This is a genomic window from Palleronia aestuarii (assembly GCF_003253995.1).
In the GTDB taxonomy this organism is placed as follows: Bacteria; Pseudomonadota; Alphaproteobacteria; order Rhodobacterales; family Rhodobacteraceae; genus Palleronia; species Palleronia aestuarii.
On sequence record NZ_QKZL01000018.1, the window covers coordinates 15,258 to 30,385 of the forward strand.

Here is a 15,128-nt window from a genome sequence, read left to right on the forward strand (position 1 = left end):
GGGCGATGCGCCTCGTCAACCGTCACCCCTCGCGCCGTGCCGCGATCGTGCTGGCCGCGCTGCCCTTCGCGGCGCTGGCCTTGGCCTATGTCGTGGGATCCGAGATCCGGCTCGCCGCGAACCCGCAGGACAAGCTCCTGCCCGCGCCCGGCACGATCTGGGAGACGGCGGTGCGGCTCTTCACCGTCCCCGATCCGCGTTCAGGCGAGCTCCTCGTCTGGCAGGACACCTGGGCGAGCCTGAGGCGGCTCGCCATCGGTGTGGGCCTCGCGGCAGCGATCTCGCTCGTCCTCGGGATGGCGATCGGGCTCCTGCCCTACCTGCGCCGGACCTTCGCGGGTTTCGTGGCGGTGATCTCCATGGTGCCGCCCCTGGCGCTCCTGCCGGTGCTCTTCATCGTCTTCGGGCTCGGGGAAGTGTCGAAGATCGTGCTCATCACCATCGGCATCGCCCCCTTCCTCACCCGCGACCTGAGCCAGAGGGTGCTCGCGATCCCGCGCGAGCAGATGGTGAAGGCCCAGACGCTCGGCGCCTCGTCCCTCGTCATCGCGCTCCGCGTGGCGCTGCCGCAGACCCTGCCGCACCTGATCGGCGGCGTGCGGCTGTCGCTCGGCGCGGCCTGGCTGTTCCTGATCGCGGCCGAGGCCGTGGCCTCCGACGTGGGGCTCGGCTACCGCATCTTCCTCGTGCGCCGCTATCTCGCGATGGACATCATCCTGACCTACGTGATCTGGATCACGGTGCTCGCCTTCGCGATCGACTGGACGCTGCGATGGGTGTCGCGCCGCGCCTTCCCGTGGATGGGGGCGTCGTTGTGAGCTTCGTGCGCGTCCGCGGCCTCTGGCAGAGCTATGGCGGCCGGCCGATCCTCGAGCGGATCGACCTCGATGTAGCAAAGGGCGAATTCGTCTCCATCGTCGGCGCCTCGGGCTGCGGCAAGTCCACCTTCCTGCGGCTTCTCCTCGCGGAAGAGATGCCCTCGCGCGGCACGATCCGGATCGAGGACGGCCCCGTGGCCCGCGAACCCGGGCGCGAGCGCGGCGTGGTGTTCCAGCGCTATTCGGTCTTCCCGCATCTCACCGTACGCGCGAACGTCGTGGCCGCCGAGAGCTTCGCCACCCGCCGGGGCTGGCTCTCGCGCGCAGGGCGGCAGGCGGCCCGCGACCGCGCCGATGCCCTGCTCGAGCGGATCGGTCTCGCCCACGTGGCGGACGCCTATCCCGCGACGCTCTCGGGCGGCATGCAGCAGCGCCTCGCCATCGGCCAGGCGCTGACCGCGCGGCCGCGGATCCTGCTTCTCGACGAGCCCTTCGGCGCGCTCGATCCCGGCACGCGCCTTTCCATGCACGATTTCGTCTCCGAGCTTCGGGCGGAGACGGGGATGACGATCTTCATGGTCACCCACGACCTCGCCGAAGGCTTCAAGCTCGGCGACCGGGTGCTCGTCTTCGACAAGCCGCGCTGGGATCCGCACGAACCCGAGGCCTTCGGGGCCACCATCACCTACGATTTCGATGCCCGCCACGGCGGCATCCCCTACCAGATCAAGGAGGACGACCATGCCGCGATCCATGCGTGAGCGGAGCCGCTCGCACCACCCGGCCGATGCCCGCATCCCCGAGCGCCGGGCCCACCACCCCGACCTCACGAAGCTCGGCGGCTGGCGCGCGATGCAGGACGAGGCCTCGATCGGCGGCAAGCGCTGGGACGAGGAGCGGCGATGGGCGCTGCGCATGGGCCTCCACGGCGCGGAGTCGATCGAGGACAAGTCGATCCCCACCTTCGCGCGGGGGGAGCTGCCGCATTACGCGGGCATCAACACCTTCCTGAAGGCGCCTTACGCCGAGGACGTGCTCGAGGTCGGTCATTACGACGCGACGGTCCTGGGGATCCCCTTCGACGGCGGTACCACCTACCGCGCGGGCACGCGGTTCGGGCCGCAGGGGGTGAGGAAGATCTCCGCCCTCTACACGCCCTACAATTACGAGATGGCGATCGACCTGCGCGAGCAGATGACGCTCTGCGACGCGGGCGACGTCTTCACCATCCCCGCCAATATCGAGAAGAGCTTCGACCAGATCTCGCGCGCCGTCAGCCACGTCGCGTCCTCGGGCTCGCTGCCCGTGATGATCGGCGGCGACCATTCGATCGGCTATCCGTGCGTGAAGGGGATCGCGGACTGCACCTCGAAGAAGATCGGGATCGTGCATTTCGACCGCCACGCCGATATCCAGGAGAAGGATCTCGACGAGCGGATGCACACGACGCCCTGGTTCCACGCCACCAACATGCCGAACGTGCCCGCGAAGAACCTCGTGCAGATCGGCATCGGCGGCTGGCAGGTGCCGCGCGACGCGGTCAAGGTCGCCCGCGAGCGCGAGACCAACATCATCACCATGTCCGACATGGAGAAGATGGGCATCGACAAGACCATCGAGATGGCGCTCGAGATCGCCTGGGACGGGGTCGACATGGTCTACATGTCCTTCGACATCGACAGCATCGATTGCGGCTTCGTGCCCGGCACCGGCTGGCCCGAGCCGGGCGGCTTTTTGCCGCGCGAGGCGCTGGCGCTCGCCGCGGGCGTGGCGGCCGAGGGCATCTGCGGGATGGAGCTCGTCGAGGTGGCGCCGCCCTACGACCAGTCGGAGATCACCGCGCTCATGGGCACGCGGGTCATCGTCGACGTGCTGGGCTCGCTCGTCTCCTCGGGCAAGCTCGGCGCGCACAAGCGCCATATCGACAAGCCGGTGACGCTGCCCCACGGCGAGTTCGAGGGAAAGAGGTGGTCGAATGCCACATGATCACGGCCCCCACGGGCATCATCACCACGACCATGCCCCGCATGGTCCGGGCCACAACCACGCCGAGCCCGACCACCTGCATTCCCATCTCCACGCGGCCGACGAGGCGGCGGACCTGCAGGTGCTGGCGGCGCAATTCGTCGACGGCTTCCTCCATGCCGCCGACAAGACCGCCTATCTCAAGCTCGCGGGCGTGCCCTTCGAGCGGCCGGGCAAGGGCGGCGCGAAGGCGCTGAAGCTCGTGGATGTCGAGCTCAGGACCGAGTGGCAGGTCGGCACCGCCGCACCCTCCTTCGGCTCGCGGGAGCTGAGCTACCTGCCGTTTCCGGGCCCGATGGTGCGGGAACGGACGAACATGGCGCTCGTCTACGTCTCGATGGACGAGAAGTCGCTCCTCGACATCCGCGACTTCCTCCAGGGGCGCAAGCGCGAGATCGAGCGGTGAGCCCGTCCCTCCCCACAGCCGATCCCTGGTACGGGGTGGCGCGCCTCGACGACCGGGTCACCCGGATCACCGAGCCGCACGTCCATCCGGTCTTCTCCGCGAACATGCATCTCGTGGAGGGGCGGGACGCGGATCTGCTGATCGACAGCGGCATGGGCGTGGCGCCCCTCCGGCCGGTGGTCGACGCCGCGCGCCGCGACCCGGGAAAGCCGCTCACGCTCCTGACGACGCATGCCCATGTCGACCACGTGGGCGCCGCGCACGAGTTCGACGCGCATCTCGCCCACCCGATGGAGCGGGAGGCGCTGGCCCGGCCGCCCACGCAGAGCCTCCAGGCCGGGGATATTCCCGAAAACCTGCGGACGATGCTCGTCCAGGCGGGCTATCCGCCGCTCGAGGGTCTCCTCGTGGCCGCGGTGCCCGCGCCGCGCTACGATCCGGACGCCTGGACGCTCCGCCCCGCGCCGCTGACAGGCGAGGTCGTGGAGGGCGACACGATCAACCTCGGCGACTGGCGTGCGGAGATCCTCCACCTGCCCGGCCACGCACCGGGCCAGGTCGGGCTCTGGCATGCGGAGACGGGCACGCTCTTCGGGGCGGACGCGGTCTATGACGGGCCGCTCGTCGCGCCCGAGGCCGACCGCGCAGTCTATGCCGCGACGCTGCGACGGCTCCGCGCGCTCCCGGTCCGGGTGGTCCATGGCGGGCACGACGACCCGTTCGGCCCCGAAAGGCTTTCGGAGATCTGCGACGGCTACCTCGCGCTCTGGGAGGGCTGAGGCGTCCATTCCTCCACCAGCTCGTGACCGAGGAAGGTGCAGCGGCGGGTGACGAGGGGCGCGCCCGACGCCGGGTCCCCCTCGAGAAGGACCCGGCCCTCGAGGAACGGATCGGTGGCCTGCTCCACCCGGCCGCCTTCCGCGCCGAAGTTTCCCATCGCGTAGAGCGCGCGGAACTGCGCGGCGAGCGCGACCTCGTCCGTCCGCCCACCCGCGACGAGCGCGGCGCGGAGCACGGAGGCGCGCGGCTGATCCGCCCGTCCGATCCCGAGGAGGAAGAGCGTCCCCGCCCAGGCGAGATGCAGCCGCCAATCGCCCGAGGCCCAGACCCCGTGGAAGGGCACGGGGCCGGGGAGGCCGCGCCAATCCTCCACGTAATCGGCGTGGATCCCGGTCTCGATCAACCGCCCCTCTGCGTCGAACGCGATCCGGCCCTCGTCGGGACCGACGGGAAAACCCTGCCAGTTGATCGCGCGGTGCCAGGTGCAGACGTCGCCCGCGACCGCGATCTCGCCCGCGAAGCCCTCGGCCGAGAGCAGATGGGCCAGATCGTCCCGCCCGAGGTCGCAGAGCGCCTCGCATCCCGCGATGTCGGGCCGGCCCGGGGGCAGACGGAGATCGACGAAGCCCCCCGGCGCCTGCATCCACAGAACCCGCGTGGACGTGTCGAGACACCCGCCCGCGACGATCCGCTCGCGGTCCCAGAGCCCGTCGAGCCGCGCCCGGAGGTTCACGCGGCGCGCTCTTCGCGCTCCTCGAGGATCGCCACGATCTCGTCGGTCGACCGGCAAGCCCCGGTCTGGAGGTATTCCATCGCCGCGAGCGAGGCCGCATGCGCCGCGTCGGAGGTGCCACCCACGGAATCGGTGATCACGCGGCAATGGTAATCGTGCTGGTGGGCGTCGGCGAAGGTGTAGTGCACGCAGACATCGGTCATGCCGCCCACGAGGATCAGCGTCTCGGCCCTGAGCCCCTTCAGGAGGATCTCCAGATCGGTGCCGAAGAAGCCCGAATAGCGGCGCTTGCGAACGAAGTAATCCTCCCCCTCGCGGTAGCCCGTCTCTTCCACGGCGATGGGCGTGCCGGGATCGCCCGCACGGCAATGCACGCCCTCCGCCCCGTCGAGCTCGCGGCCGTAATCGACCATGTCGCGGCGGTGGTGCTCCTGGAGGAAGACGAGGGGCAGCCCGGCCGCGCGGGCCGCGTCGATCACCCGCCGCGCGCGATGCATGTTCTCGACATAGGCGGGCATCATCGGGATGCCGTTCTCCTCCGCACCGAGGAAGGCGCCCTTCTGGATGTCGATGACGATGAGGACGGCACGGCCGACGATGGGAGGGTTCACGGGCATTTCTCTATCCTTTCCGGGGGGATCAGTCGTGTTCGGGCTCCGCGCCCATCAACCGCGGCAGGTCGCCCCAGCGCGCGACGAGCGCGAAGGCCGTGATGGAGACCGAGACGAAGAGGATCGCGGCCACCGCCATCGTCGGCGTGAAGCCGTTCCGGAGCGAGTTGAAGATCTGCAGCGTCACGGTCGTGAAGGCGGAGGCGGAGACGAAGAACATCACGATGAACTCGTTGAAGCTCAACACCATGACGAAGAAGAGGCCCGAGACCGTGTAGGGGATCGTCTGCGGCCAGACGATGGTCCGAAGCATGACGCTCTCCGTCGCCCCCATCGTCGCGGCCGCGTCGAGATGGGCGCGGTCGATCGATTGCAGGCCCACGGAGATGGTGACGAGCGGCAGCGCGAGAAACAGCGCGGCATGGCTGAGGATCCCCGCCCAGAGCGTGCCGAGCCCGGCCGTGAAGGCCCAGAGGAACCCCAGCCCCACGCCGAAGACGATGGGCGGCAGCGCGAAGGGCATGGCGCCCGCGGCCGCCAGCGCCTTCGAAAGCCCGCTCCCGCCCTGCCAGACGAGATAGGCGATGGGCCAGGCGAGTGCAGTGGCGAGCACCGCGCTCGAAACCGCGATCAGGCCCGAGTTCCAGAGCGCGTCGCGCCAGACCGGATCGCCGGCGAAGAATTCGGCGAACCGCGCAAGCGTCGGGTCCTCGGGCGGGAAGAGCATGGTCCGCCCGCCATTGAGCGCCGCGGCCATGACGACGAGGATCGGCAGCGCGAGGACGAGGGCGCAGAGCCCCATGAAGAGCGCGGCCGCGGGATGGAGCCGGCGCCTCACGCGCCCCGTCCCCCGAGCCGTTGCCCGAACCAGAGGCAGAGCGCGGCCACGGCGAGGAGCACCACCGATTGCGCCGCGCCGAAGGGGGCGTCGAGCGTGGCGCCGCGCACCGCGTCGTAGATCGAGACCGCGAGCGTCTGCTGCGAGGGCGCGGCGAAGACCGAGACGGTGACGTAGACGCCGAGGAGATAGACGAAGAGGAACATCACCGCCCCGAGAAGCGGCAGCCGCAGCACGGGCAGCACCACCGTCCGGATCACGGTGGCGGGCCGCGCCCCCATCGTGCGCGCGGCCTCGGTCAGGGCCGGATCGAGCCGCGAGAGCGGCGGATAGAGCAGGATCACCGCATAGGGCCAGACGAGATAGGTCATGGTAAGCACCGTGGCCGTGGCGGAGGTCTTGAACTTCAGGTCGCGCGGATTGGCCAGCCCCCAGCCCCTCAGCGTGTCGAACCAGCCCACCGCCTTCAGCCAGTCCGTGAGGCCCGTCTCGCGCGCCACCATGGGCAGGCCCGAGCGGTTCGACAGCAGGATGTCCCAGCCCATGACCACGAAGACCTCGGAGACCGAGACGCTCGAGAGCAGGAAGACGAGCCAGATCGTCTGCGCGCGGCGCCCCGTGCGGGTCAGGAACCAGGTGAAGGGAAAGGCCGTCGCCACCGCGAGCACCGCGCCCAGCGTGGCGTAGAGGACGGAGTACCAGAGCCGCTGGAGATAGAGGCCGGAGAATTCCTCGGGCCAGAGCGCGCCGACGAAGACACGGGCGTAATTGCCGGGATCGACCGACCAGATCCAGGCGGCGCCCTGCACCTTCTCGCCGAAGGAGATCGCGACGATCAGCGCGAAAGGCGCGAGGCAGAGGAAGGCGAGGAGAACCGCGAGGCCCACTTGCAGGAGCGTCCCGCCGCCGATCCGCGCGCCCGGGCCCGGGGCGCCGGCCCGGGGCGCAGGGAGGCTCTCGTCGCTCATGCCACCTCCCGGGGCCGGGATTGGGCGGGATAGACCTGCAGCGCGCCGGGCGGCAGGTGGAGCGCCACCTCGCGGCCCGCCGCGATCCCGTCCCCGCCCTGGAGCCCCGATCCCTGGGCCACGACGAAGGGGCCCAGGGGCGTCTCCACGTGGACGTCGCGCTCCGATCCGATGGCGCGCACGAAGACCACGCGGGCGGGCAGGCGGTTGCCCTCGGGCAGGTCCTGCCCGAGACGGATCCGCTCCGGCCGGCAGGCGGCGCGGACCGGGGAGCCCGGACGGAAGGCGGGCCCCGGTTCGAGCGCGAGCCGGTATCCGTCCGCCTCGAGCCCGCCCGGAACGGCCACCGCGTCGAAGAAGTTGTTGCGGCCGATGAAGCCCGCGACGAAGGCGTTGTCGGGCCGGTCGTAGATCTCCTGCGGCGCGCCCACCTGCTCGGCGCGACCCTCCGACATGACGACGATCCGGTCGGCCATGCTCATCGCCTCGCGCTGGTCGTGGGTGACGACGATCGTGGTGATGCCGAGCCGCTGCTGCAAAAGCCGCAGCTCCACCTGCATCTCCTCGCGGAGCTTCGCGTCGAGCGCCGACATCGGCTCGTCGAGCAGGAACACCTCCGGATCCTGAGCGAGCGCGCGGGCGATCGCCACGCGCTGCTTCTGCCCGCCCGAGAGCGCCGAGATCGACCGATCGCCCAGATGGCCGAGCCGCACGAGGTCGAGAAGCTCGTCCGCGCGGGCGTGCCGCGCCGCCCGGCCCGTGCCCGAGATCGCCAGAGAATAGGCGACGTTGTCGCGCACGTTCAGGTGCGGGAAGAGCGCGAAGCTCTGGAACACCATGCCGAAGCGGCGCAGATGCGCGGGCATGGCGGTGATGTCGCGCCCCCCGAGGAGGATGCGGCCGCGCGAGGGCGGTTCGAGCCCGGCGATGATCCGCAGGAGCGTGGTCTTGCCGCAGCCCGAGGGGCCGAGGAGCGCGGTAAGCTCGCCCTCGCGGAAGGCGAGATCGACCCGGCCCACGGCGCGCGTGGCACCGTAATCGCGTCCCACCCCCTCGAGCGCGAGCCCGGCCATGCCGCTCAGGCCCCGGCCAGCATCTTGTCCCAGGTCTCCTTGATGAAGGTGTCCTCGTCGAGATAGGCCTCGTAGGCGGGCCGGATCGCGGGGCTGCCCGAGACCGCGTCGAACTCCTCCTGCGTCAGGTCCGTGGCCTCGCGCGGGACGAGCGGCGCGGTGCCGATCATCCGCGACATCAGCGCCTGCGTCTCGGGCTGCGAGGAGAAGTCGATGAATTCCGCGGCCTCCGCGCCCTTCTCCGACAGCGGCGAGAGGCACCAGGAGCCGTAATCCTGCACGTTGCCCTCCTTGGGGAAGATCGAGCGGATCGGGAAGCCGTCGGCGGCCATGAGCTGCGCCACGTCGTGGTAGTACTGCCCGCCGATCACGTCGAGATTCTTCATCGCCTGCTCCATCTGGCTCTCGGCCGAGTACCAGAGCGCGACGTTGGGCTTGATCTCGCCCGCCTTCTCGACGACCGCGACGATGCCCTCGCGCGAGCCCATCGTCTCGGCGCCGTCGAAGAAGGTGGCCGCGACGATGTCGAGGAACATGCTGTTGTAGAGCCGCGAGAGACCGAGGCTCGCCTCGAACCGCTCGGTGTCCCAGAACTCCGCCCAGCTCTGGGGCACTTCCACCGCGTCGGGATTGACCACCATGGAGACGAACCACGACATCGCGCCCACGCCCAGCGTGTCGCCGCCGTCCGAGAAGACGAAATAGGGATCGAGATTGTCCGCCGCCGGGATCGCGGACATGTCGAGGGGCGCGAGGAGCCCGCCGATCCGCGAGGCCCGGATCATCGTGTCGCGCGCGAAGAGCGAGAGGTCGGCGGGCACCGATCCCGCCGCCTGCGCCTGCTGCAGCGTCACGAGCCAGTCCGCCGAATTGGGCTGGGTCACGCTGTCGACGGCGATGCCCGTGGCCTCGGTGAAGGCCGGGTAGACGTGCTCCATGAAGCTGTTCTCGAAATAGCCGCCATAGGAGCCGATCGCGAGCCGCCGCTCCTGCGCGAGGAGCGGCATCGGATAGAGGCTCGCGGCGGTGCCCGCCCCCGCGAGCCCCGCGGCCCCGCGCAGAAGCGTCCTGCGGCTCACCGTGCGGTTCGTGGGGATGCGGCTCCTCTGGGACATGGTTCTCTCCTGGATCTGGCTGGAGGACCGCCCTGCCGGACGGACCGTTCCGGGCCATCACCGCGCGCGCGGGGCGCTCCTGTCACCGGGCGCGGCGGAATCAATCCCGGCCGCGCGTGTCTTGCCGCGTTTTTGGACGTTCCGCCGCGTCGATGACCGTTTTCGTGGCCCTGCGGGTCTTTCGCGCGACGGGGCCCGGCCCGGCCATTGGTTCCGGCCGGGGAAGGTCCGACCCTCGCCGCTCCCGAGTCCAGAGGAGAGCCCCATGACCCTGTCACCCGCCCCGGACCAGAGAGCCGCGACGATCGAGGATGCGACGCTGCCGGTGGTCGATCTCTCGGGCCTCGCCACGGGCGACGCGGAGGCGCGCCGCGCCGTCGCGGGCGCGCTCGGGGAGGCCGCGCGCGGCTCGGGTTTCTTCTACATCACCGGCCACGGCATCGCGCAGGAGCTCATCGACGCGGTGATGGCGGCCTCGCGCGATTTCCATTCCCGCTCGCGCCGCGAGAAGATGCGCTACTGGTCGGGCTTCACGACCCATCACCGCGGCTACGTGCCCTTCGAGGAGAACGGCGCCGACTTTCCGAAGAGCATCAACTTCAACGAGGCCTGGGATCTCTCTTTCGACGCGCCGGCCGACCATCCCGACTTCCTCGCCGGCTGGCGCATGACGGGCCCGAACGTCTGGCCCGACATCCCCGGCTGGCGCGAGACGGTCACGGCCTATTACGACGCGGTCTTCGCGCTGGGGCTGCAGCTTCTCGACACGCTGGCGCTCGAGCTCGGCGTCGATCCCGCGACGCTCCGCCGCCACATCACCGCGCCCACCTCGCAGATGCGGCTCCTGCGCTACGTGCCGAACGAGATGCCGGCGACGAAGGAACTCGTGGGCATCGGCGCGCATTCCGACTTCGAATGCTTCACCATCCTCTTGCAGGGCGGTCCGGGGCTGCAGGTGATGAACGCCGAGGACACGTGGATCGACGCGCCGCCCATCCCGGGCGCCTTCGTCGTCAATATCGGCGACATCTTCGAGACCTGGTCGGGCGGGCGGTTCAAGTCCACCCAGCACCGGGTCGCCAATATCGGCCGCGAGCGCTTTTCGATCCCGCTCTTCTTCGGGCTCGACTACCACGCCGTCGTGGAGCCGCTCGAGAAGTTCCGCACGCCCGAGGCGCTCGAGAAATATCCGCCCATGAAGGCGGGAGAGCACCTGATGCGAATGTCGATCTCGGCCTTCCGCTACATGGCCGATGCCCGCGCGAAGGGCGAGCTCGTGCCCGATTACGAGGTGCCCGAAGACAATCCCTTCAAGCGCGAGGCGCGCGAGCCCGCCCGCTGAGGCCAGGGGGGGAAATTCCCCGTGCGCGCGGGATTGATCGAAGCCGCGGAGGGCCCATCTCCATCACGTCTGGTCCCGCTCGGGGCGCAGGCGGCATATCCCGGACGCCTCCACTTGGACACCATTCTCGCCGCCCCCGCCGGCCCGCCGCGGCATCTCTCGACGCTCCTGCGCACGCTCGCGCCCGGCGGTCCGGGCCGCGTGTCGCTGGGCGAGATCATCGCGGCGATGGGCCGGCGCGGCTTCGCGCCGCTCCTTCTCCTCCTCGCCGCGCCGAACCTCGTCCTCTACGTCCCCGGCGCCTCCACGATCACCGGCATCCCGCTCCTTCTCGTCGCGGCACAGCTCCTGGCCGGACGGGACATGGCGTGGCTGCCGGGGATGCTCGCGCGCCGCTCGATGGAGCGGGACGCGCTGCGCCGCGTGATCGAGGCGGCATTGCCCTGGATCGAACGGGTGGAGCGGCTGGCGCGGCCGCGGCTCTGGCCGCGCGGGGCGGGACGGGCGGCGGGGATCGCCTGCCTCGTGATGGCGATCGTGCTGATCCTGCCCCTGCCCTTCGTCAACGTCCTGCCGGCCGCGGCCATCCTGCTCATGGCCCTCGGGATGGGTGAGCGCGACGGGCTCTGGCTCGCCGCGGGACTCCTCGTGGGGCTCGTCTGCCTCGCCCTCGCCGCCGCCATCCTCGGCGGTGCGGCCCTGGCGCTCGCCCAAACCCTCGCATGAGCGCGGGATCAGGCGCGGAGATCGCGGGGCCCGGCCGGCCCGGCCGGCTGGCCGCGCTCGCCCTGGGCGCGGTTGGCGTGGTCTACGGCGATATCGGCACGAGCCCGCTCTACGCCTTCCGCGAGGCCTTGCGCCCGGCCGCTGCCGACGGGCTCGCGGAGGCCGAGGTGCTGGGCGTCGTCTCGCTCCTGCTCTGGGCGATCGTGCTCGTGGTAACGCTCAAATACGTCCTCGTCCTTCTGCGCGCGGACAATCGCGGCGAGGGGGGCGTACTCTCGCTCGTGGCGCTGGTCCAGCGCGCCCGGCCCGGCTCCACGCTCGTCCTCGGGCTCGCCATCGCGGGCGCCGCGCTCTTCTTCGGGGACGCGATCATCACCCCCGCGATCTCGGTCCTGTCGGCCATCGAGGGGCTGGAACTCGTCACGCCGGCCTTCGATCCGTATGTCCTGCCGCTCTCCGCGGCGATCCTCGTGGGGCTTTTCCTGGTGCAGCGCCGCGGCACCGGGCCGCTCGCGCGCTGGTTCGGGCCCGTGACCGCGCTTTGGTTCTCGGCCATGGCCGCGACGGGGCTGATGGGCATCGCCGCGGGGCCGGAGATCCTCGCGGCCCTCGACCCGCGCCGGGCCGCGGGGTTTCTCGCCCAGCACGGGATCGTGGGCTTCACGGTGCTGGGCGCCGTCTTCCTCGCGGTGACGGGGGCCGAGGCGCTCTACGCCGATCTCGGCCATTTCGGGCGCCGGCCGATCCAGATCGCCTGGTTCGCGCTGGTCTTCCCGGCGCTCGGGCTGAACTACCTGGGCCAGGGGGCGCTGGTCCTCGCCGATCCGGCCGCGCTCGCCAATCCGTTCTACCTCCTCGTGCCCGGCTGGGCGCTGCCGGGCTATGTCGTGCTCGCCACGATGGCTACGGTGATCGCGAGCCAGGCGGTCATCACCGGGGCGTTCTCGCTCACCCACCAGGCGATGCAGCTGGGCCTCTTGCCGCGGCTCACGGTGCGTCACACCTCGGAGACCGAGACCGGGCAGATCTTCCTGCCCTTCGTCAATCTCGCGCTGCTCGCGGGCGTGCTCCTCCTCGTAGCCGCCTTCGGCAGTTCCGAGCGCCTCGCCGCGGCCTACGGGATCGCGGTGAGCGGCACGATGGCGGTCACGACGATCCTCTTCTGGCGCCTGCTCGTCGATGTCCGGGGCTGGGCGCGCGGGACGGCGGCGCTCGCCGTCGCGCCGATCCTCGCCGTCGAGGCGGCCTTCCTGGCCGCGAACCTCCTGAAACTGCCCGATGGCGGCGCGGTGCCGCTCGTCCTGGCGACGATCCTCGGCCTCGTGATGTGGACCTGGTGGCGCGGGACGCGGCAGGTCTCGGACCAGGTGCGCCGGCAGGCGACCGCGCTCGCGTCCTTCCTGCCGACGCTCGATCAAAGCTCCGCCTTCCGCGCGCCGGGCCTTGCGGTGTTCCTGACGAGCGATGCGGCGGCGACGCCGCCCGCGCTCCTGCACAATCTCAAGCACAACCACGTGCTCCACGAACACATCGTGGTCGTCACCGTGGAGACCGCCAACCGGCCGCGGGTCGAGGATGCCGATCGGGTGGCGATCGAGCGGCTGCACCCGCGGCTCGACCGGGTCAGGATGCGCTTCGGCTACATGGAGAGCCCGAACGTCAACCGCGCGCTGGGGCTCTGCCGGCGCGCGGGGATCGAGGTCACGGGCCTGCGCACGACCTTCTTTCTCGGCCGCCGCAAGCTCATGGCCAACCGCGAGATCGGCATGCCGCTCTGGCAGGACCGGCTCTACATCCTGCTCTCGCGTCTCGCCGCCGATCCGAGCGACGTCTACCACCTGCCCCGCGACCGCGTGGTCGAACTCGGCTCCCGGATCGCGATCTGAAGAGGCTTCAGAACGGGAAGAAGACCGGGATCGCCACCACCGCGGCGAGCCCCACGATGACGTTCATCGGGATGCCGACCTTCAGGAAGTCGGTGAAGCGGTAATTCCCGGCCCCGTAGACGAGCGTGTTGGTCTGGTAGCCGATGGGCGTGGCGAAGCTCGCGGAGGCCGCGAACATGACGGCGACCACGAAGGGACGGGGATCGGCGCCGATCTGGTCCGCGAGCCCGATGACGATCGGCGTGAAGATCACCGCCACGGCGTTGTTCGTCACCGTCTCGGTCAGCACCGATCCCACCAGATAGACGACGAGGAGGGTGACGATCGGCGGCAGGCCCGCCATCCAGGGCGCGAGCGCGGTCACGACGAGCTCCACCGCGCCGGTCGCCTCGAGCCCCGCGCCCACGATGAGCATCGCGAAGATCAGCACCAGGATCGATCCGTCGATGGAGCTCCAGGCCTCGTCGTTGTCGATGCAGCGGAAGATCAGGATCGCCGCCACGCCCACGAGCGCGAGGAGCCCGATCGGCATCACGTCGAGCGCGGCCAGGGCGACGATGGCCGCGAGCGTGGCGAGCGCCACCGGCGCCTGCCTGCGCCGGAAGGCGCGCCCGCCGGGCAGGCTCAGCGCCACCACGTCGCCGGTATCGGCGAGCGCGCCGAAACTCTCGGGGGCGCCTTCGAGCAGGAGCTTGTCGCCGGCCCTGAGCCGCACCTCGGAGAGTTCGGAGCCCGCGACGTGGCGCGGGCGCGCGGCGCCGAGCACGCGGATCCCCGCGCGCCGGCCGAGCGCCAGGTCGGCGATGCGGCGCCCGGCATTGTTCCGCGACGGCGTGAGGATCGCCTCCACCACCTGGCGCTCCGCATCCGCGTCGAGCGCGATGGAGCGGCGCAGGCCCACGAGGAGGCCCGGCTCGTCGGCGAGCGTCAGGAGCTCCGAGGTGGTCGCGCGGATCACCAGGGTGTCGCCGCGCCGGATCTGGTGCGCGCCCGGATCGCCGCGGTCGATCTGCCCGCCGCGTCGGATGCCCGCCACCTTGATGCCGGGGCGCTGCAGCGCGGAGATGTCGGCGATGCGCTCGCCGATCCGGGGATAGTCGGCGCGTACCGTGATTTCGGAGAGGAATTCGGTCTCGGGGGTCTCGATCCGGTCGGACCCGCGATCGGGCAGCAGGAAGCGTCCGAGGACCAGCATCGCCGTGCCGCCCACGACGGCCACGACGATCCCCACCGGCGCGATCTCGAAGATCGAGAACGGCTCGAGCCCGCCTTGCCGCGCGATGCCATCGACGAGGATGTTGGTCGAGGTGCCGATGAGCGTGCAGGTCCCGCCCAGGATCGCGGCGTAGGAGAGCGGGATCAGGAGCCGCGTCGGCGCGAGATCGAGGCTCGCGGCCAGCCGGATCACCACCGGGATGAGCACCAGCACGACGGGGGTGTTGTTCATGAAGGCCGACGCCGCGATCGTGGCGAAGACGAAGACCGCGACGGCGAGCACCGGGCGGTCGCGGGCATGCGCGATCAGGAGGTTCGCCATGGCGTCGAGCACGCCCGTGCGCACGAGCGCGCCCGAGACCACGAACATCGCCGCGATGGTGATCGGTGCGGAATTGGAGAACACCGCCATCACGTCGTCCTGCGGCACGAGGCCCAGCACGACGAAGAGCGCGGCCGCCCCCGTGGCCGTGACCTCGGGCGGATAGCGCTCGAGCACGAAGGCCGCGAAGAGAAGCGCCAGGAGGGCGAGCGCGATGTAGGCGTCGTAGGCGGCGATCAGGCTCGTCATGGGCGCGTCGTCCTCGGGGGG

The 15,128-nt window shown here is 70.6% G+C and carries 15 protein-coding genes; 8 read left to right on the top strand and 7 right to left on the bottom strand.

The features are described from left to right. Positions 1-5 precede the first annotated feature (5 nt). From LX81_RS15970 to LX81_RS15990, 5 genes are read left to right on the top strand one after another with little or no spacing between them, the layout of a single operon-like run. Complete coding sequence (locus tag LX81_RS15970; protein ID WP_111538321.1) at positions 6-818, top strand: ABC transporter permease; 813 nt, start codon at positions 6-8, stop codon at positions 816-818. Beyond that, entirely contained in the window at positions 773-1,579 is an 807-nt protein-coding gene (locus LX81_RS15975) for an ABC transporter ATP-binding protein (RefSeq protein ID WP_234822647.1), read from the top strand. Before LX81_RS15970 ends, LX81_RS15975 begins: the two co-directional genes overlap by 46 nt. Beyond that, entirely contained in the window at positions 1,560-2,804 is a 1,245-nt protein-coding gene (locus tag LX81_RS15980) for an agmatinase family protein (RefSeq protein ID WP_111538322.1), read from the top strand. Before LX81_RS15975 ends, LX81_RS15980 begins: the two co-directional genes overlap by 20 nt. Next, positions 2,794-3,249 (top strand): hypothetical protein, encoded by a 456-nt coding sequence (locus LX81_RS15985; protein ID WP_111538323.1) that lies wholly within the window; start codon positions 2,794-2,796, stop codon positions 3,247-3,249. Before LX81_RS15980 ends, LX81_RS15985 begins: the two co-directional genes overlap by 11 nt. Then, positions 3,246-4,028, top strand: coding sequence for an MBL fold metallo-hydrolase (locus LX81_RS15990; RefSeq protein WP_211322793.1), 783 nt, complete (start codon positions 3,246-3,248; stop codon positions 4,026-4,028). Before LX81_RS15985 ends, LX81_RS15990 begins: the two co-directional genes overlap by 4 nt. Here LX81_RS15990 and LX81_RS15995 read toward each other — a convergent pair. From LX81_RS15995 to LX81_RS16020, 6 genes are read right to left on the bottom strand one after another with little or no spacing between them, the layout of a single operon-like run. Further along, positions 4,004-4,762, bottom strand: coding sequence for a hypothetical protein (locus LX81_RS15995; protein ID WP_111538324.1), 759 nt, complete (start codon positions 4,760-4,762; stop codon positions 4,004-4,006). The two genes, LX81_RS15990 and LX81_RS15995, sit on opposite strands and share 25 nt — an antisense overlap. Next, a complete protein-coding gene (locus LX81_RS16000; RefSeq protein WP_111538325.1) occupies positions 4,759-5,379 on the bottom strand; it encodes a cysteine hydrolase family protein in 621 nt (206 codons plus the stop codon). Before LX81_RS16000 ends, LX81_RS15995 begins: the two co-directional genes overlap by 4 nt. A gap of 22 nt (positions 5,380-5,401) precedes the next feature. Next, entirely contained in the window at positions 5,402-6,211 is an 810-nt protein-coding gene (locus tag LX81_RS16005; protein ID WP_111538326.1) for an ABC transporter permease, read from the bottom strand. After that, the gene (locus tag LX81_RS16010) at positions 6,208-7,179 is read right to left on the bottom strand and encodes an ABC transporter permease (RefSeq protein WP_111538327.1); all 972 of its coding nucleotides are present in this window, start codon (positions 7,177-7,179) and stop codon (positions 6,208-6,210) included. Before LX81_RS16010 ends, LX81_RS16005 begins: the two co-directional genes overlap by 4 nt. Next, complete coding sequence (locus LX81_RS16015) at positions 7,176-8,252, bottom strand: ABC transporter ATP-binding protein (RefSeq protein ID WP_111538328.1); 1,077 nt, start codon at positions 8,250-8,252, stop codon at positions 7,176-7,178. Before LX81_RS16015 ends, LX81_RS16010 begins: the two co-directional genes overlap by 4 nt. A 5-nt stretch (positions 8,253-8,257) precedes the next feature. Then, the gene (locus LX81_RS16020) at positions 8,258-9,367 is read right to left on the bottom strand and encodes an extracellular solute-binding protein (RefSeq protein WP_111538329.1); all 1,110 of its coding nucleotides are present in this window, start codon (positions 9,365-9,367) and stop codon (positions 8,258-8,260) included. A 265-nt stretch (positions 9,368-9,632) separates the two neighbouring features. Here LX81_RS16020 and LX81_RS21920 point away from each other — a divergent pair, with 265 nt between their 5' ends. From LX81_RS21920 to LX81_RS16040, 3 genes are all read left to right on the top strand, one after another. Beyond that, complete coding sequence (locus LX81_RS21920) at positions 9,633-10,709, top strand: isopenicillin N synthase family dioxygenase (protein WP_170133979.1); 1,077 nt, start codon at positions 9,633-9,635, stop codon at positions 10,707-10,709. 114 nt (positions 10,710-10,823) lie between these two features. After that, positions 10,824-11,435: an exopolysaccharide biosynthesis protein gene (locus LX81_RS16035; RefSeq protein WP_170133980.1), complete on the top strand. Its 612-nt coding sequence runs from the start codon at positions 10,824-10,826 to the stop codon at positions 11,433-11,435. Then, the gene (locus tag LX81_RS16040) at positions 11,432-13,321 is read left to right on the top strand and encodes a potassium transporter Kup (RefSeq protein ID WP_111538332.1); all 1,890 of its coding nucleotides are present in this window, start codon (positions 11,432-11,434) and stop codon (positions 13,319-13,321) included. Before LX81_RS16035 ends, LX81_RS16040 begins: the two co-directional genes overlap by 4 nt. Positions 13,322-13,328: 7 nt before the next feature. Here the strand turns inward: LX81_RS16040 and LX81_RS16045 are convergent, their stop codons facing one another. Continuing rightward, on the bottom strand, positions 13,329-15,107 hold the full coding sequence (locus LX81_RS16045; RefSeq protein ID WP_111538373.1) for an SLC13 family permease: 1,779 nt from the start codon (positions 15,105-15,107) through the stop codon (positions 13,329-13,331). Between the last annotated feature and the right edge of the window lie 21 nt (positions 15,108-15,128).